Origin of the sequence: Microbacterium amylolyticum, assembly GCF_011046975.1 — a bacterium.
GTDB lineage: Bacteria > Actinomycetota > Actinomycetes > Actinomycetales > Microbacteriaceae > Microbacterium > Microbacterium amylolyticum.
In genome coordinates this window covers 1150871-1168935 of record NZ_CP049253.1, presented here as the reverse complement: position 1 = coordinate 1168935, position 18065 = coordinate 1150871, and the positions used below count along the sequence as shown (strand labels likewise).

Sequence of the window (18065 nt, the reverse complement as noted above, 5' to 3'; positions counted from 1 at the left end):
GTAACGCAACTGCCACGAAGTCCTCAGCAGGCGCATACGCAAAACCGCGGCGGGAGATGCGCTGATCGCGCCGATCGAGTCTTCCCAGGAACCCGCCGGTCGCGCGGGTAGTGTCGGGGCGGACCATCACGAGGGAGCACGAATGACGAACGACACCGCACAGGCACCTGCGCCGCGGAGGGGGAGCCTTGCACAGGCCCCACTCAACGTTGTCCGGGGCGGTCTGATCGGCCTGGCGGAAACTGTTCCGGGCATTTCCGGCGGCACCGTTGCCCTCGTGGTCGGCGTGTACGAGCGCGCACTCGATGCGGCGGGTGATCTCGGCGGCGGCTTCGCCGCTCTCGTGAAGGGACCCGATCACTGGCGTGGGTTCACGCGCCGCATGGCCGCCGTGGACTGGTGGCTCATCGGCCCGCTTCTGGTGGGAATGGTCGTCACGGTGTTAGCCGCGGCCGGAGTTGTCGTCGGCTTCGTCGACGGGCACCCGGAGAACTCTCGCGGCCTGTTTTTCGGCCTCGTCGCCGCAAGCCTGATCGTGCCGTTTCAGATCATGCCGAAGGGGGTCGGTCGCGGGCGGATCGCGATCGACATCGCCACGGTCGTCGTCGCCGCCGTCATCGCGTTCGTGCTCGTCGGGTTCGCCGGCGGCACCGCGATCGCCTCGCCGCCGTTCTGGGCCGTGTTCCTCGCCGCTGCTGTTGCCGTGTGCGCCCTCGTGGTCCCGGGCATCTCCGGATCGTTCTTCCTGCTCGCCATCGGCCTGTACTCGCCGACGTTGACGGCCGTCGACGAGCGCGATCTGGGCTACATCGCCGTGTTCGCGGCCGGGGCGATCGTTGGTTTGCTAACGATCGTGAAGATTATCCGCACGCTGCTGCGCACCCGCCGCCGCGCCACCCTGCTGGTGATGGCCGGCCTGATGCTGGGCTCGCTCCGTGCGCTCTGGCCCTGGCAGGGCGGTGAGCACTCCGCCGATGGCGCGGGATCGCTTCTGGCGCCAACGGAGCCGCTCGTTCCGATCATCCTCGCGGTTGTCGGAGCCGGCGTCGTGATCGCCCTGATCATCGCCGAGCGCGTTCTGCAGAAGCGCGCCTCTTAAACGGCCCCGAGGTCGATGCCTGCTGCGGCGGGCTCCGCGTAGGCCACCTCGGCGAATCCAGTGGGGCCGGTTCCCGGCCGTTCGAAGCTCGTCACACTCGACAGCGCGCATCGCCGCTTGGTGGGGGAGTGCGCGAGCGTCTCTCCGGCGACCGCGAGATGGGCGATCCAGATGGGCGCCTGGTGCGAAACGATGACAACATCTCCGCCGTCGGCCGCGTCCCATGCCGCGTGCATCGCCGTGACGACGCGCTGCGAAATCGACGCAAACGGCTCGCCCCAGCTCGGCTTCGACGGGTTCACGAGAAGGCGCCAGTTGAGCGGGTTGAGCACCGCTTTTTTCATCCGCTTTCCGGCGAAGGCATTCCACGGTTCGATCACGCCCTCGTCGATCACGGGGGTGAGATCGAAGATCTCGGCGAAGGGCTCGGCCGACTCCTGGGCGCGCTGCAACGGTGAGCAGACGAGCCGCGTGACGGGTCGTTCGAGTGTCGAGATGTGCTCAGCGGCGGCATGGGCCATGCCGCGGCCGGCCTCGCTGAGGCCGTAGCCCGGGATCCGTTCATAGAGAACATGCTGGGGATTGTGGACCTCTCCGTGACGGACGAGGTGGAGGCGCTCAGCTGGCATGGCGCCTACGCTACCGGGGTGACCTCCCCTCTGCGGTTCCCCTGGCCTCTGGCGCTCGGCATCGATGCCGTGCTCGTGACGTGCTTTGTCGTGTTGGGGATGGGAAGCCACCACGATCGGTGGGGCGTGGCGGATCTTGCGCTGGTGGCGTGGCCGTTCCTCGTTGCGCTCGCCGCGGCCTGGGCGGTTCCGGTCGTTCGCCGGAGGCCTCGTGGACTGGGGCTTCCCGCGCTGATCGTCGCGCTGGTGACGGCTCTCGGCGGACTCGCGCTGCGGGTGTTGACCGGTGGGGGATTCGCCCTGTCTTTCGCGATCGTCACCCTCGTCGTCATCGCGGCTTTTGTGTGGGGATGGCGCGTGATCGTCGCGGTCGCGGCCTGGCTTCGTCGACGCTCAGCCTCCTCATTACTACAACGCGTAGAATTACTCGGGTGCCCCTGACGAACCTGATCCGACGCGCCTGTGCCGCCGCTTCGATCGCGATTCTTGCCGCGACGATCGCCGCCTGTTCAGTCGACCCCGTCACGAAGCAGTACCTCGAGGGCGAAAACGCCGGTTACATCTCCGGAGAGTTCCGTGTGACGGAAATCGCACCGGAGGATCGTAGCGACCCCGTTGCCTGGGCCGGCGTGACGGAACACGGCGACGACCTCACGAGCGTCGACACCGCCGGCAACGTCACGGTTGTGAACTTCTGGTACGCCGCGTGCGGCCCCTGCATCGTCGAGGCCCCCGATCTCGAGGCGGTCTGGCAGGAGTACCAGGATGAAGACGTCAGCTTCGTGGGCGTCAACACCTACGACCAGGCGGAGACGGCGATCTCCTTCGCGATCGACAACGACGTCACCTACCCGAGCATCATCGACGTGAACTCGGGGGCCGTGAAACTCGCGTTTGCGGCGGCGACGCCGATTCAGGCGACGCCGACGACGCTCGTCCTTGATCGCGAGGGACGGGTCGCCGCTCGCATCGTCGGTCAGCTTGAGGGGCCGTCGATCCTTTCGACCCTCGTGCGCGAAACCCTCGAAGAGACCGCATGAGCGTCGAATACCTCGTCGGCGCCGGGACCCTCTGGGCGGCTCTGCCGATCGCGCTTCTTGCCGGACTGATCTCGTTTCTCTCGCCCTGCGTTCTCCCCCTCGTGCCCGGCTATCTCGGTTTCATCTCGGGATCCGTCACGCCCGCACGCGAAAACGCTGACGGACAGCTACGCCTTGCCGCCAGGGGCCGGCTTCTCGGTGGTGTTCTGCTGTTCATCGCCGGATTCACGGTCGTGTTCATAGCGATGAACGTGCTGGGCGGAAGCGCCGGAATGTTCTTCCTGCAGTACAACGACATCATCACGCGCGTGCTCGGCGGCGTTGTGATCCTCATGGGGATCGTGTTCCTCGGCGCCTTCGGTGTGATGCAGCGCGCGATCAGGCCGAGTCTCAACGGAGACCTGGGGCTCGTAGGCGCGCCCCTTCTCGGCGTGGTCCTCGGTATCGGCTGGGCTCCGTGCATCGGGCCAACGCTCGCCGTGATTATTGCGATGTCATACGGCACGGGCGATCCGTGGCGCGGCGCGCTTCTCGGCCTCGTCTACTCCCTCGGCCTCGGCATCCCCTTTATTCTCGCGGCGCTCGGCTTCGGCTGGGCCAGCCGCTCCTTCGCGTTCTTCCGCCGGCACGTGCGCGCCATTAACGTCGTCGGGGGATCGCTTCTGATTCTCCTGGGCGTGCTCATGGTGTCCGGCATCTGGGGGATCCTCATGTCACGTCTTCAGGTGGTGATCAGTGGTGTCGTCCTCCCGATCTGACCTCGCGAACAACTCGGATGCGGATCCGAAGCGGCCGTCCGACCACATCGATGCGGCGCTGTCCTCGGCGCCCGTTTCGCCCAAACTGGGCGTGATCGGGTGGATTCGCTGGGGCTGGCGGCAGCTCACGAGCATGCGAACGGCGCTCGTGCTGCTCCTTCTGCTGGCAATCGCCGCGATTCCGGGGTCGATCTTCCCGCAGCGGATGGCGAACCCCAACGGCGTCACGCAGTGGCGGTCGGACAACCCGGATCTGTTCCCGATCCTTGATGCCCTGCAGCTGTTCGATGTGTATCAGTCGGCATGGTTCTCGGCGATCTATCTGCTGCTGTTCATCTCGCTGATCGGCTGCATTCTTCCGCGAACGAAGCACCACTTTGCGGCGCTGCGTTCGAAGCCGCCCCGCACACCAGCGCGGCTGTCACGGCTGGCGGATTTCCGCTCCGAGACCGTCGCCGGCATTGATGCGGATGAGGCGATCACACTGGCGGAGAAGCGCCTGCGCAAGCAGGGCTACCGTGTGAGCCGATACCGGGACGGCGGATCGACATCCGTTTCTGCCGAGCGTGGATACTTGCGCGAGACGGGCAACCTCGTCTTTCACGCATCGCTCGTCGGCATCCTCGTGACGGTCGGCGTTGGCGGTCAGTTCGCCTACACGGGGCAAAGCGTCATTATCGAGGGCACGACGTTCGTCAACACGCTGTTGAACTACTCGTCGATGAACCGCGGACGCTTGGTGTCGGACGACGCGCTCGCGCCGTATTCCATGACGCTGGACACGTTCGATGTCGACTACGTTCCCTACGGCGAAGCCGGGCGTGGACAGGCGATGAATTTCTCGGCCAACGTCACGATCCGCGAACCCGACGGATCCGCCGCCGAAGAGTCGGTGCGCGTGAACCACCCGCTTCGTGTTCACGGCGACGCCATCTATCTGCTCGGCAACGGCTACGCGCCGACGATTACGGTGCGAAACGGCGACGACGACATCGTGTTCCGCGACCATGTGCCGTTTCTCCCACAGGACAGCAACATGACGTCCCTGGGCGTGATCAAGGTCACAGACGGTCTTGAGGAACAGATGGGCTTGGTCGGGTTTTTCTACCCCACCCAGAACGAAATGGAAACGGGTGCCTTCACGTCGATCTTCGGCGATCTGCTCAACCCTGTTGTCACGCTGAACGTCTTTGAAGGCGATCTCGGCATTGATGACGGAACCCCGCGCTCCGTCTATGCGCTCGACACGTCCGACATGGAGCAGCTGACGGGCGGCGACACGGAGATCGACTCGATCGAGCTGTCGCCGGGGCAGACCGCTGAACTTCCCGGCGGTCGCGGCAGCGTGACGTTCGAAGACGAGACGCCAGAGGACGCCGAGTGGAACGAGACGGGGTACACACAGTCCGTCAAACGGTTCGCCTCCCTGCAGATTCATCACGATCGATCCACAACGTGGGTCTTGGTGTTCTCCACCCTTGCCGTCGCCGGCCTGATGACGGCCCTGTGGGTTCCGCGCCGTCGCCTCTGGGTGAAGGCCACTCCCACCGGGGAGGACGTCACACTCGAATACGCTGGTCTCGCCCGCGGTGAGGACCCCGCGATTCGCACTGCTGTCGATCACCTCGCCACAGGGCACAGCGAACAGCTGCGCTCCTGACCGGCTCCATCGCTCACACCTGAACCAAGGATCGTCACATGTCCGTCGTCCTCCTTCCCGCAACCATCGCCTGGGCGCCGTCCGCGAATGCCGCCGTGCTCGACTCGTGGTCACGCGTCATGCTGTGGACGGCGATCGCCGTGTACGTTTTCGCCTTCATCGCGTACGCCGTCGACCTCGCGAACCGTGCCGGAGCCACCGCGAAGGCGCGTGACCGTGTCGGTGCAGCCGGCGAAGCCATGCCCGCGGTGCCGCAGGATGAGGGGACGCAACGTCCCGAGCGACGCGTGATGGCGCGGGTGGGGGCAACGCTGACGTGGATGGCGTTCCTCCTGCACCTGGGAGCGACGATTTTCCGCGGACTGGGCGCCGGGCATGTGCCGTGGTCAAACATGTACGAGTTCGCCATGACGGGAACTCTTCTCATGACGGCCGTCTACCTCGGGACACTGTTCTGGCGCGATCTGCGCTTCCTCGGCACGTTCATGACGGGCCTCATCACGGTTCTTCTGGGATCGAGCATCCAGTTCTACACGCAGATCGTTCCCCTGATGGACCCGCTGCAGTCGGCGTGGCTCGTCGTGCACGTCTTCGTCGCTTCGCTGTCCACGGCGTTCCTGGCATTGGCGTTTGCGCTCAGCGTGTTGCAGCTGCTTCAGGCGCGACGCGAGGCGAAGGCCGAAGCGCCCGCGCGGAGCCTTCTGCGCACGTTGCCGGCGGCGGAGACGCTCGAGAACCTCTCGTATCGCCTTGCGATCATCGGCTTCGTCTTCTGGACCTTCACACTGATCGCCGGTGCGATCTGGGCGCAGGAGTCCTGGGGTCGGTACTGGGGCTTCGACACGAAGGAAGTCTGGACCTTTATCATCTGGGTGCTGTATGCCGGGTACATTCACGCGCGTGCGACGCGTGGCTGGCGTGGCACACGGTCGGCATGGTTGTCGATCGTCGGCTTCGTGGCCGTGATCTTCAACTTCACGATCGTGAATATGTTCTTCGAGGGCCTGCACGCATACAGTGGGCTGAACTAAGGCGTGAAGAAGGAGCCCGGCCGGAAAATATTCCGGCCGGGATTCTTCGTGCGCGTGCGGGAACGTGCGCCACTCGGAATGTTGTTTTGTGTTGCTCTGTGTTGTAATCTGTGGTTAGTCCACAGGGGAGTGACATGTACGCAACGGAGCGCCAAGAGAACATCGCGCGAGAAGTGCGCCAGAACGGCAACATCTCCGTGCGTGACATCGCCGAGCGATTCGACGTCACAACCGAAACGGCCCGCCGCGATCTCGCCGCCCTCGAAAAGCACGGCCTCCTGCGCCGCGTTCATGGCGGCGCAGTGTCCGCCGAGCGCGCAAGCATTACGGAAACGGGCGTCGCCGAACGCCAGCACTCTCACGAAGCGGAGAAGACGCGCATCGCCACGCTCGCCCTCTCCGCCGTTCCCGCCGGATTTCGCGGATCGGTGCTCGTGGATGCCGGAACGACAACGGGCGCACTCCTTGAACCGCTCGCTGCGCGCCTCACAGGCGGCCGTGCGGAAATTGTCACGAACGCCGTCGCCCACGCCGCGGCGCTTGCTGGGCGAGACGGCCTCGACCTGACGGTGCTTGGCGGTCGCGTGCGCTCCGTCACCGGTGCGGCCGTGGGAGCAACAACCGTCGCCGCCCTCGAAGCGATCCGGCCCGACATCGCCTTCGTCGGAGCGAACGGCCTCAGCGCGGCGTTCGGTTTGAGCACCCCCGACCCCGACGAAGCCGCCGTGAAACGGGCAATGGTTACCGCCGCTCGTCGCACGATCGCGCTCGTCGACTCCTCCAAGTTCGACGTCGAGTCCCTCCATCGATTCGCCGAGCTCTCCGAGATCGATGTTCTCGTCACCAACGAACAGCCGAGCGCCGACCTGGCAACGGTGCTCGCCGCGCACGACGTCGAGGTCTGGGACGGTACCCCGTGATTTCCGCCCGCCGCCGAAAGGATCCGGCATCATGATCGTCACGCTCACCGCCAATCCGTCGCTTGATCGCACGGTGGAGCTCACCGCGGCGCTCGCCGTCGGCGAGGTCCAGCAGGCCGCCGCCGCACGGGAAGACGCCGGGGGAAAGGGCATCAACGTGGCTCGTGTGCTCGCAGCCGCGGGTGATGACGTTCTGGCCGTGCTTCCGCTTGCTGAGGGCGATCCCTATGCGGCGGCGGCTGAGGGCCTCGTGCCGCTCGTCGCCGTTCCCGTTTCCGGTCGCGTCCGCGCCAATCTCACAATCACCGACCCGGAGGGCACAACGACCAAGCTCAACCTACCGGGCGCCACTCTTTCCGCGGCCGAACAGGAAGCGCTTATCGACGCCGTCGTCGCTGCGTGCGCCGAGCACCACCCCAGCTGGCTCGCTCTGTGCGGTTCGCTCCCGCAGGGAACGTCGCCCTCCTTCTACGTCGATGTCATCCGTGCTGTGCGCACGCGCGTCGACGCTCCGCCCCTCATCGCCGTTGACACCTCGGGTGATGCCCTGACCGAGACGGTCGCACACGGCTACCCCGACCTGATCAAGCCGAATGAGCTGGAACTGGCCGAGTTGGTCGGACAGACGCTACCCGCCGATGTTCCCATCGAGCAGGCCGTCAACGTTCTTGCCCGTGACCTCGTTCCCCACAAGGTGGGCGCGGCGCTCATCACGCTTGGCGGAGACGGTGCGGTCCTCGTGCGCGACGACGTATGGCACGCCTCGATTCCGCCCGGGGTCCAGGTCCGATCAACCGTCGGAGCCGGCGACAGTTCCCTCGCCGGATTCCTGCACGCGTTTTCCCGCGGGGGCAGCGAACAAGAGTTGCTCGTCAGCGCCGTTCGCCACGGATCCGCAACAGCTTCCCTCCCCGGTACGCAACTCGCGACACCGGATGACCTCCCCGGCGGCACCGTTGCCGTCACGCACCTTTCCGCAGCACACACCTCCCAGAAGGGGACCTGACATGTCCACCATCACTCCGGCCCTCGTCAGCCTCGACGAGAACCTCGGCTCCGACAAGGAATCGGTGCTGCGGGCGCTCTCCGCGCGCTTCGCCGCAGAAGGCCGTGCAGGCAGCGCCGACGACCTCTTCGTCGCCGCCTGGGCGCGCGAGGAAAAGGATGCAACGGGTCTGCCCGGCGGCATCGCCATCCCGCACGCCAAAGCCGCTACCGTCACCGAAGCCTCACTCGCCTTTGCTCGGCTGACACCCGGTGTCGACTTCGGCTCGTTCGACGGCCCGAGCGACATCGTCTTCATGATCGCGGCGCCCGACACGGCTGCTGAAGAGCACCTCGCGGTGCTGTCGCAGCTCGCCCGCCACCTCATGAACGAGGACTTCACGGATCAGCTCCGACGTGCAACGACCGACGACGAGGTCGTCGCGATCGTCCGCGAGGCGATCGGCGAAACCGACGCACCGGCACAGGACGTCGCGGAACCCGCTGCGGCACCAGCCGCGGACGGCCTGTCCATCCTCGCCGTCACCGCCTGCACCACCGGAATCGCCCACACCTACATGGCCGCCGACGCTCTCGCGAAGGCCGCCGGCGAGGAGGGCGTCGAGTTCGCCGTTGAAACCCAGGGGTCGAGCGGCTTCACCCCCTTCACACGGGAGCAGATCGCCGCCGCAGACGCCGTGATCTTCGCCGTTGATGTCGACGTTCGCCAGCCCGAACGCTTCGCCGGGAAGCCCGTTATCCGGCGATCGGTGAAGGCCGGAATCGAGCACCCCCGGGACATCGTTGTCGCCGCGGCGCAGGCAGCAACCGATCCCAACGCGGAGCGCATCTCTGGTGACCCCGCGGCCGCGACGGCGCCGGCGCAGGCGGAGAGCTGGGGCAAGCGCATCCAGCGCATCCTCATGACCGGTGTCAGCTACATGATTCCGTTCGTTGCCGGCGGTGGACTGCTGATGGCTCTCGGCTTCCTCTTCGGCGGTGCGGACATCACGGACAACGCAAACAGGTTCGCCCTCGAGAACGCCCTCTGGAACCTCCCCGAGGGCGGACTGACGGCGTACCTCGGTGCTCTCTCGTTCACGATCGGCGCCCTCTCGATGGGCTTCCTCGTTCCCGCCCTCGCCGGCTACATCGGCTTTGCGATCGCCGATCGCCCCGGTATCGCCCCCGGCTTCGTTGCCGGAGCGGTTGCCGTGTTCATGAACGCCGGCTTCCTCGGCGGCATCGTGGGTGGTGTGCTGGCCGGACTGGCCGCCTGGTGGCTCGGAACGCTCAACGCCCCGCGCTGGCTCCGCGGACTGATGCCCGTTGCGATCATTCCGCTGCTCGGATCGATCTTTGCTTCCGGTCTCATGCTGCTGTTCCTCGGCATGCCGATCGCCGCGCTCATGAACCTCATGGAGGGCGGACTGACCAACCTGGCGCAGTCGGGCCTGCTGCCGATCGTCGGCGTCATCGTCGGCGTCATGATGTGCACCGACCTCGGTGGCCCCATCAACAAGGTGGCCTACGCCTTCGCCGTTGCCATGCTCGGCCAGGCCACCGCGGCCAACCCCGAGGGGTACTACATCATGGCCGCCGTGATGCTGTCGGGCATGGTCCCGCCGATCGCGATGGCGCTGTCGTCCACTGTTCTCGCTCGCTCGCGTTACTCGGCAGCCGAGCGCGAAAACGGCATGGCGGCATGGCTGATGGGCTTCTCGTTCATCTCCGAGGGTGCGATCCCGTTCGCCGCAGCCGACCCGCTGCGCGTTCTCCCGTCGGTGATCGCGGGAGGGGCCGTGACCGGCTTCCTGTCGATGCTGTTCCTCGTCCAGTCGCAGGCACCCCACGGCGGCATCTTCGTTCTGTTCGCGATCAGCCCCATCTGGGGCGCGCTCGTGGCGCTGTTCGCCGGTGTGATCGTGTCGGCCATTCTGGTGAGCGCGCTGAAGTCGATCGGCGCAAAGCAGGTCGTCGAGGCCTGATCCGACCCGGAGAAACACGAAGGTCCGGCCAACCGATTATCTCTGCTGGCCGGACCTTCGTGTTTCTCAGGACATCAGTTGTCGGCGTCAGCCTGCTGTTCAGCGACCTGGCGGCGAACGTCTTCCATGTCGAGGCCGCGCACAGCCTCGATCACCTGATTCAGCCCCTGCTCGGGCAGCGCACCGGGTTGGGCGAAAACGCCGATGCCATCGCGGAACGCCATGATCGTGGGAATCGACCGGATCTGGAACCCGGCCGCGAGCTCTTTTTGGGCCTCGGTGTCGATCTTTCCGAACGTGATGTCGGGGTTCTCTTCCGATGCCTTTTCGAACACTGGGCCGAACTGTTTGCACGGGCCGCACCAGTCGGCCCAGAAGTCGAGGAGGACGATGCCGTCCTGTTCGATGGTGTCGTTCAGGTTGTCCTTCGTGATCTCTGTTGTGGCCATTCCCCGAGCCTACGCGCCGTATGCGGCACGGGCACGGTCGGTCTCGTTTTGGCCACAGCGTCGGGCCGCCTCAGGAAACGGTGATGGGATGGAGCCGATGAATACCACCTCCCGCACCGCCGGCCGATCGTCCCTTCTGCGATGGCTGGTTCCCGTCGTGATTGTCGTGATCGCCGTCGTGTTGATCGCCATCGTCGTCATCCAGGCGGGACGGGATAATGACGCGCCTCCCAGTAGCGCGCCGTCGGCGCAGGTGACGGCCACGCCGCCCGCCGCCGAGGAGACAACGGAGCCCTCCGCTTCGGAGCAGACGGAGGAGCCCGAGCGCCCCGATGCCACCATGTTCGAGCGCCGAGTCGAGGGCGATCCGCACACTCTGGGCCCCGTCGACGCCCCGGTCGGACTTGTTGTGTACAGCGACTACCAGTGTGGATTCTGCGCCTCCTGGAACGCGGACACCCTGCCCGAGCTGGCGCGCTACGCCGAAGACGGCAAACTCCGCATCGAGTGGCGTGATGCCAACGTGTTCGGCGATGCCTCCGTTCGCGCCTCGACCGCCGCCTACGCGGCCGGGCTGCAGGGGGCATTCTGGGAGTACCACGACGCGCTGTTCCCCGATGGGGCGAAGCGTTCCGCCGACCAGCTCAGCGAGGATGCTCTGGCCGAGACCGCACGCGACCTCGGACTTGATGTTGAGCAGTTCCGGGCCGACTTCGCCTCCGAGGACGCCGCGATGGTGATCCAAAATGACATGGCCGAGTCACGCGGAATCGGTGTGACGAGCACCCCCAGCTTCCTCCTCGGTGGACAGCCGATCGTCGGCGCACAACCCACCCAGGTGTTCGTCGACGCGCTCGAACAGGCTCTCGCCGCGGCCGGAGAGTAGCTCCGTGGAGATCGGTTTCGTCGCGGCGTTCTTCGGAGGCGCGCTCGCGCTGCTGAGCCCGTGCAGCGCTCTGCTGCTGCCGGCGTTCTTCACGGCGACCGTCGGCGCGCGAATGCGGCTGCTGGTGCACGGGGCCGTCTTCTATGTCGGCCTCGCCGCGACGCTGGTGCCGATCGGCCTCGGCCTGGGCGCGCTGGGCACTCTTCTGGCCGATCAGCGCGGCGCCGTGATCGCCTTCACATCGATCGTGCTCGTCGTGCTGGGCGTGCTGCAGGTTCTGGGGTTCGGTTTCGACCTTTCGCGTGCCGTTCCCGGCATGAGTTCGGTGCAGCAGAAAGCTCACGCCGCCAGCGGTCTCTTCCGGACCCTGCTCCTCGGGGCCGCGGGTGGCATCGCCGGATTCTGCGCCGGCCCCACCCTCGGAGCAGTGCTGACGATCGCGCTCGCGCAGGGGAGCGCTGCGATCGCCGGCGTGCTCCTTGCTGTGTACGCGGCGGGCATGGTTGTCCCGCTGATCATCATCGCCGCACTCTGGAATCGGCTGGGCGATCGGGGCCGGCGCGTTCTGCGCGGCCGCACCTTCCGCGTCTTCGGACGCGAGTTCCACACCGTTTCCGTGATCACCGGATTGTTGATTATTGCCGTTGGCGTCCTCTTCTGGACGACGAACGGGCTGGTCAGCGTTCCGTCGCTGGTTCCCGCGTCCGTTCTGGCGTCGCTCCAGACGAGCGGCGCTGTTCTCGCGAATCCGATCGTCGACGTTCTCGCGATTATCGCGGTCGCGGCCCTGGCGCTCGTCGCGTGGTGGGCGGCACAGCGCCGCCGCACCCCGCGAGCGTAGCCGTCCGGTTGGCTCGCACCCCGTTTGCGAGAGGGGCACGAGCCAACCGGTCACGCCGCCGCGACGACCTGTTTCGCCGGCAGCGTGCGGCGCGCCTGAGTTGCGATGATGCTCGCCGCGAACGACAGCGTTGCCCAGATGATCAGCGCGACAACGGCTCCTCCCACTCGCCCCGATCCTGTCACCTGAGACAGAAGTGCCGTCACGGCGGGCGCGGCAGGAAGAACACCCGCGATGTCCACGAGGAACGCGGGCGCGGTCGAGATGATGCCGACAGCGATCGTCAGGGCACCAGCGATCGCTGCGAGCCAGCGGCCCGCGCCGCCGAACACGGCCACGAGAGCCTGGTGTACGGCCGCGAACGCGACACCGATGAGGGCGCAGAGGCCGACGATCGCCCATCCGGTTCCGAACGTGTAGTCGCTGACGAAGTTGAGCACGACGCTAACGAGGAGTCCCTGGACGGCGCCGATCGCGGCACCGGGGAGAAACGCGAGGCCCGCGAGCGAGAACGCTCCTCGGCGTGAGGTCAAAGCACCGCTGCTCACGGGCCGCAAGGCCATGAATGTCGCCAGCCCGCCGAACCACAGCACGATCGCCGCGAGCAACGGCGCAGCAGCATTTCCGAAAACGTCGAAGCCAGCATCGCCCGATGAAACCGGCGCGCTCACGACCGACGCGAGGTCGGACGCTTCGTCGTTCGTAAACCGGGGGAGCTGATCGACGGCTTCGCCCAGGCCGTCGCCGAGTTCGCCGGCCCCGCTGGAGAGTTCGCCGATTCCGTCAGACAGCTCACCAGCGCCGTCCGCGATCGCGCCCGTTCCGGTTGCCAGCTCCTGGGCACCGTCGCGCGTCTGGAGTGCGCCGAGACCGAGCTGGTCAGCGCCGCTTCCTAGGGCGAAGGCGCCACCAGCAAGCTCATGGGCTCCGTCAGCGAGGCCCCCCGCACCGCTGGCGATGGCACCCGTTCCGCTTTCGAGCTGACCGGCGCCGTCGACAAGCTGGGGCGCCCCGTCGGCCAGCAGTCGCGTGCCGCTAGCCAGCTCCGCCGCGCCGGGAGCGAGCTGGTCGGCGCCGTTCGCGAGTTCGTGCGCACCGCCGGCCACCTGCTGTGCGCCGGGGGCGAGCTGGGCCAGGGCTGAACCGACCTCGGAGACGCCGCCGGAGAGCTGTTCGGCTCCCACCTCGAGCTGGTGGACGCCTCCGCTCAACTGCTCTGTGCCGTCTGCCACCTGTCGTGCGCCGGGCGCGAGCAGGGCGACGGCATCGGCAACCTGAGCTGTTCCTCCGGCTAGTTCGCGTGCGCCGGGAGCGAGCATCGCCGCTCCGCTCTCGAGCTGCTGGGCGCCCTCGTGCGCCTGTGCGGCGCCGTCTGCGAGGGGCGTGATGCCGCCGGCGAGTTCCGTAACGCCCGCCGAGAGCTGCTGCGCTCCCTCGTCGACCTGCGTCGAGGCCTCGGCGAGTGCACCTGTTCCGTCGGCGACGTCGCGCGCGCCCGGTGCGATGAGAGCCAGTTGCTCGCAGACCGCCTCGCCGCCGCCCATGGCGACGCAGTTCGCGGCCAGTTGCTCGATGCCGTCCGCGACGCCCGCTGAGCCCGCGGCGAGACCGGGGCTGACGCCGTCACCGCGGAGGCCCGTGGCGATCGCTGTTGTCCCCTCGGCGACGCCGCGTGCTCCGTCGGTGAGTCCGGGCTGCTCGCCCGTTCCGTTAACGCCGTTCGCAAGCTGTTCCGCGCCGTCCGCGAGCTCACCAATCGAGGGAACGAGCCCCGGCTGTTCGTCGGTTCCGCTGAGCCCCGCGACAAGCGCGTCGACACCGTCAGCCAGCTGCGTCGCGCCACCGGCAAGCCCCGGGGAATCGTCTCCGCCGATAAGGGCGAAACGGAGTTCTTCGATACCAAGGGCAATCTGATCGGCCCCGGCCGCGAGTCCCGGCTGTTCGTCTGTTCCCACCAGGCCGGTGCGAAGATCACCGATTCCATCGGTCAGCTGCCGCGCTCCATCAGCCAGTCCGGGCTGGCCGCCGGCTCCCTGCACACCGGCGGAGAGCCCGCTGATGCCGTCGGCGACTTGTTCTGCGCCATCGGCGAGACCGGGCTGCTCGCCCATTCCTGAGAGCCCGTCGCGGATGGCGCTGATTCCGCCGGCAATCTGATCGGCGCCGTCTGCGAGCCCGGGCTGGCCGCCTGCGCCGGTGAGCCCTGCGGCGACCTCGGCGAGTCCGCGCGTCAGCGCCGCGGCTCCTCCGCTTAGCTGCGCTGCGCCGCCCGCGAGATCGTCTGCCCCCGCGGCCAGCTGGGAGGTTCCGTCTCCGAGCTGGAACGCGCCATCGGCGATGTCGTTCGTTCCTCTGGCCAACTGGGCGATGCCGTCCGCAAGGGAGAATGCGCCGTCTGATAGCTGTTCTGCGCCGCCGGAGAGTTCGGATGCGCCGTCCTGAGCGCTCGTGGCGCCGTCCGCGAGTTGGTGGGCACCGTTTGCCGCTTCTCCCAGCTGATCGCCGAGTTCCGTGAAGCTGAGGAAGACGTTCTCGAGGGTGGCTTCAGATATCGTCGCGCCCATGGTCTGCGCGGCGATTGTGGCAACCTGCTGGGTGATCAGGCCGTCAACCATGCGGGCGTCCGTGGCCGTTTCGACCTGGATCGTTGCCTGTTCGGGAGAACCATCTCCCTGGAGGGCATCGGCGGGCGACATCATCGCGGCGCTGAAGCCGGCGGGGATTGTGATGACGGCCTGGTACAGCCCATCGGCGATGCCGTCGGCGGCATCTTCGTCGTTGGAGATTACCCAGTCGAGGTTGCTGCCGAGATCATCCGATCCCGTCACGAGTCCCGCTGCGAGCTGCCGGCCGAGGGGAATGGGCTGGCCGTCGATTTCGACGCCGTCGTCGTTGTTCACGATCGCCGCCGTCATGTTGTCGAGGCGATCGGCGGGGGAGAACAGGGCGCCAACGAGCACCCCGCCGATGAGGGCGGGCAGCAGGACGATGCCGACGATCGTCACCCAGGTGATGGGGCGGCGGGCGCTTTCGCGTTCGAGAAGGGAAGTCATGCGTTCACCTCGGTGGGGATCGTTGCGCGGGTGACGGTAAGAGTGGAAGCGCCGGGACGGCCGGCGTTGTCGAGGAAACGCGTACCGCTGTCAGCTGAGTGGGCCGTGACGACCACGGTGAGCGGTTGGGTTTCGTCGTCCGCTCGGATCACGGCGGCAATGTCCTTGCGCGCGGTGGGGCTGAGGTCGTCCGCCCCGTCGATCAGGACGATGCGTGCGTTGGCGTCCAGTGCCGATCGTATGGCGGAGCGAGGGTTCGGGGCGCTCTGCAGCAGTGCGAGACCGACGTTGGCGCGTACCCATCCCGCGCGGGATGGCAGGAGGCGTTCGCCCACGCGCAGGAGGCTGTTGTCGTCGGGTGAGACGCGCCCGGCGAACGCCAGAAGGACGGCGCGGGACACGTGGGGGTCGTCCGACGCGAGCACGAGGGATTCCCCCTCGGCGACGCTGACATCGATGCCCTCGACGATTGCGTGATCATCTGCCCGGATTGTGAGGCTGCGGGCGGCGATCGCTGCGGGGCGTTCTGGCCAGCCGGCCAGTTGTTCCTCGCGTTCGACCGCTTCTCCCTCGATGTCGAGGTGGGGCAGGCGGCGGGCGAGCCAGCGCGGCAACCACCAGGCCTTCGTTCCGAGCAGTGCCATGATGGCGGGGACGAGCGTCATGCGAATGAGGAACGCGTCAACGGCGATGCCGACCGCAAGGGCGAGGGCGATCGGTTTGATGTTGCTATCACCCTCGGGGACGAACGCGGCGAACACGGCAAACATGATCACAGCGGCGGCCGTGACGACGCGCGCGGACGCGGTGTAGCCGGATCGGATCGATTCGATGGCGACGTCGCGGGTGGCGCCGAAGCGCTTGGAGCGGTGCACGTACTCTTCGCGCATCCGGGAGACGAGGAACACCTCGTAGTCCATGGCGAGTCCGAAGAGCACTCCCATCACGACGATCGGCATAAAGGCGATCACGGGGCCTTCCTTCGTGACGTGCAGTGCCTCGGCGCCCCAGCCCCATTCGAAGACGGCGGTAACAACACCGAAGGCCGCGAGGATCGACAGCAGGTAGCCGAGTGTTGCCTTCAGCGGCACCCAGAGCGACCGGAACACGATCGTCAGGAGTACGAAGGAGAGCCCGACGACGAAGATGCCAAAGGGCAGGAGAGCGTCAGCCAGTTGGTCAGAGATATCGATGGCAACGGCCGTGAATCCGGTGACCTTGATGTCGATTCCGAACTCGTCGTGCCATTGCTGCTGGTGAGAGCGGAGCTCGCGAACCAGGTCACTTGTTGCAGGGTCTGACGGCCCGGTTTCGGGGATGACCTGCACGATCCCGGTATCGGCGGTTTCGTTGGGGGTCGCGAGAACAACATCGGCGACGCCGTCGATCTTCGCGACCTCGTCTCCGAGGTCTTCCATGAGCGTCAGCGGGTCGTCGCTGGTGATGATCGTTCCCGTGAGGATGAGGGGCCCGTTCACGCCCTCTCCGAAGTTCTCAGCGGCGAGGTCATAGGCCTGACGTGCCTGGTTCTGTTCCGGCAGCACACCGGCGTTCGGCAGGGCGAGCTGGAGGTTCGCCGCTGGCAGGGCGACGATGCCGAGGCCAAGAACAACAGAAACGGTTGTGACGATGGGGTGCTTGGTGACGAGCGTCACCCAGCGGCGGGCGAAACCGCGATCAGCCGGCTTCTTGGGGGCGCGCCCCGCCGCGCGATGACCGACGAAACCGAGGAAAGCGGGCGTGAGACTGACCGAGATCAGAACGGCGATGGCGACGGCTGCTGCCGCGGCGATACCCATCGTTGTGAGGAAGGGGATTCCCGCGAACCCGAGCCCGATCAGAGCGATGAGCACGGTGACACCCGCAAACACCACGGCGGAGCCCGCTGTTCCGGTTGCGCGCGATGCGGCGTCCTCCGGCGTCGTCCCCGCGCGGATGGCGTCCTGCGCCCGGGCCGCGATGAACAGAGAGTAATCAATCCCAACGGCCAGGCCGAGCATGAGTGCCAGCATCGGCGTTGTCGCCGACACCGTTGCGAACTGCGTTGTGGCGAGAAGGCCGAGCATCGAGATCCCGACGCCGATGAGAGCAACGGCCAGGGGGACGCCCGCCATGGCGACGGCGCGGAAGGCGACGATCAGCACGATGAGCGCCACGATCACGCCGATGACTTCGACAATCGACAGCGCGGGCAATTCTGCCGCGTAGAGGTCGCCGCCGAGCGCCGTGATAGAGCCCGGCGGGAGTTCGTCGCGAAGCTGATCGACCCGGTCTTCCACGGCAGTTGTGACGGCGGGGTCGATGGTTGTTGCCTGTCCGTCGAGCTGGAGCTGGACGATGGCTGCGTTGCCGTCATCGGAGATCGAGCCGTCGACAAGGCCCTCGTAGGGGGAGGTCACGGCGGACATCTCCGGTACCTGTTCGAAATCGGCGATGGCGGCCTCAATCGGCTCGCGATATGCGGCGTCGTCGACGGCGGCGCCGTCTGCCGTGACGATGATGATCTGTGCGCCGGTGCCGGCCACCTGCGGGAAGGTGCGGTTGAGCTGCTCCAGTCCCTCCTGCGATTCGGTTCCGGGGATGGAGAAGGAATCGTCGAAACCCTTGTTCAGGGTTAGCGCCGAGCCTCCCATGATCACGAGAAGCAGAATCCAGGTCCCGAGAACGCGCCAGGGGTGGCGGAAGGACCAACGTCCGAGGGATGACAGCAGGGTGGACACGGATGAG

15 protein-coding genes are annotated in these 18065 nt (G+C 66.8%); 11 read left to right on the top strand and 4 right to left on the bottom strand.

Features of this window, described 5'->3' with window-relative positions:
• The first annotated feature begins 142 nt into the window (after positions 1 to 142).
• A complete protein-coding gene (locus tag G6N81_RS05635) occupies positions 143 to 1099 on the top strand; it encodes a DUF368 domain-containing protein (protein WP_165134247.1) in 957 nt (318 codons plus the stop codon).
• On the opposite strand, the gene G6N81_RS05630 is transcribed toward G6N81_RS05635, so the two are convergent.
• A complete protein-coding gene (locus G6N81_RS05630; protein WP_165134244.1) occupies positions 1096 to 1728 on the bottom strand; it encodes a histidine phosphatase family protein in 633 nt (210 codons plus the stop codon). The two genes, G6N81_RS05635 and G6N81_RS05630, sit on opposite strands and share 4 nt — an antisense overlap.
• A gap of 18 nt (positions 1729 to 1746) precedes the next feature.
• On the opposite strand from G6N81_RS05630, the gene G6N81_RS05625 reads away from it, so the two are divergent.
• The 8 genes from G6N81_RS05625 (at position 1747) to G6N81_RS05590 (ending at position 10109) form a co-directional block, all read left to right on the top strand.
• Positions 1747 to 2169: a DUF3054 domain-containing protein gene (locus G6N81_RS05625; protein WP_165134241.1), complete on the top strand. Its 423-nt coding sequence runs from the start codon at positions 1747 to 1749 to the stop codon at positions 2167 to 2169.
• Positions 2160 to 2768, top strand: a complete 609-nt coding sequence (locus tag G6N81_RS05620; protein WP_338144007.1) for a TlpA family protein disulfide reductase — start codon at positions 2160 to 2162, stop codon at positions 2766 to 2768. The genes G6N81_RS05625 and G6N81_RS05620 overlap by 10 nt, the downstream gene beginning before the upstream one ends.
• Positions 2765 to 3526: a cytochrome c biogenesis CcdA family protein gene (locus G6N81_RS05615; protein ID WP_165134235.1), complete on the top strand. Its 762-nt coding sequence runs from the start codon at positions 2765 to 2767 to the stop codon at positions 3524 to 3526. Before G6N81_RS05620 ends, G6N81_RS05615 begins: the two co-directional genes overlap by 4 nt.
• Complete coding sequence (gene resB / locus G6N81_RS05610) at positions 3507 to 5186, top strand: cytochrome c biogenesis protein ResB (RefSeq protein ID WP_165137809.1); 1680 nt, start codon at positions 3507 to 3509, stop codon at positions 5184 to 5186. The genes G6N81_RS05615 and resB overlap by 20 nt, the downstream gene beginning before the upstream one ends.
• Before the next feature lie 38 nt (positions 5187 to 5224).
• Positions 5225 to 6217, top strand: coding sequence for a c-type cytochrome biogenesis protein CcsB (ccsB, locus tag G6N81_RS05605; protein ID WP_165134232.1), 993 nt, complete (start codon positions 5225 to 5227; stop codon positions 6215 to 6217).
• Between the two features lie 134 nt (positions 6218 to 6351).
• A complete protein-coding gene (locus tag G6N81_RS05600) occupies positions 6352 to 7137 on the top strand; it encodes a DeoR/GlpR family DNA-binding transcription regulator (protein ID WP_165134229.1) in 786 nt (261 codons plus the stop codon).
• A 31-nt stretch (positions 7138 to 7168) separates the two neighbouring features.
• Positions 7169 to 8143 (top strand): 1-phosphofructokinase family hexose kinase, encoded by a 975-nt coding sequence (locus G6N81_RS05595; protein WP_165134226.1) that lies wholly within the window; start codon positions 7169 to 7171, stop codon positions 8141 to 8143.
• 1 nt (position 8144) lies between these two features.
• Positions 8145 to 10109: a PTS fructose transporter subunit IIABC gene (locus G6N81_RS05590; protein WP_165134223.1), complete on the top strand. Its 1965-nt coding sequence runs from the start codon at positions 8145 to 8147 to the stop codon at positions 10107 to 10109.
• A 74-nt stretch (positions 10110 to 10183) separates the two neighbouring features.
• Here the strand turns inward: G6N81_RS05590 and trxA are convergent, their stop codons facing one another.
• Positions 10184 to 10558 (bottom strand): thioredoxin, encoded by a 375-nt coding sequence (gene trxA / locus G6N81_RS05585; protein ID WP_165134220.1) that lies wholly within the window; start codon positions 10556 to 10558, stop codon positions 10184 to 10186.
• A 97-nt stretch (positions 10559 to 10655) separates the two neighbouring features.
• On the opposite strand from trxA, the gene G6N81_RS05580 reads away from it, so the two are divergent.
• Both G6N81_RS05580 and G6N81_RS05575 read left to right on the top strand, forming a co-directional pair.
• Positions 10656 to 11444: a DsbA family protein gene (locus G6N81_RS05580; protein ID WP_165134217.1), complete on the top strand. Its 789-nt coding sequence runs from the start codon at positions 10656 to 10658 to the stop codon at positions 11442 to 11444.
• A 4-nt stretch (positions 11445 to 11448) separates the two neighbouring features.
• Positions 11449 to 12285 (top strand): cytochrome c biogenesis CcdA family protein, encoded by an 837-nt coding sequence (locus G6N81_RS05575; protein WP_165134215.1) that lies wholly within the window; start codon positions 11449 to 11451, stop codon positions 12283 to 12285.
• Between the two features lie 50 nt (positions 12286 to 12335).
• Here the strand turns inward: G6N81_RS05575 and G6N81_RS05570 are convergent, their stop codons facing one another.
• Positions 12336 to 15338: a YhgE/Pip domain-containing protein gene (locus tag G6N81_RS05570; RefSeq protein ID WP_165134213.1), complete on the bottom strand. Its 3003-nt coding sequence runs from the start codon at positions 15336 to 15338 to the stop codon at positions 12336 to 12338.
• Positions 15335 to 18058 (bottom strand): MMPL family transporter, encoded by a 2724-nt coding sequence (locus G6N81_RS05565; RefSeq protein ID WP_165134211.1) that lies wholly within the window; start codon positions 18056 to 18058, stop codon positions 15335 to 15337. Before G6N81_RS05565 ends, G6N81_RS05570 begins: the two co-directional genes overlap by 4 nt.
• Between the last annotated feature and the right edge of the window lie 7 nt (positions 18059 to 18065).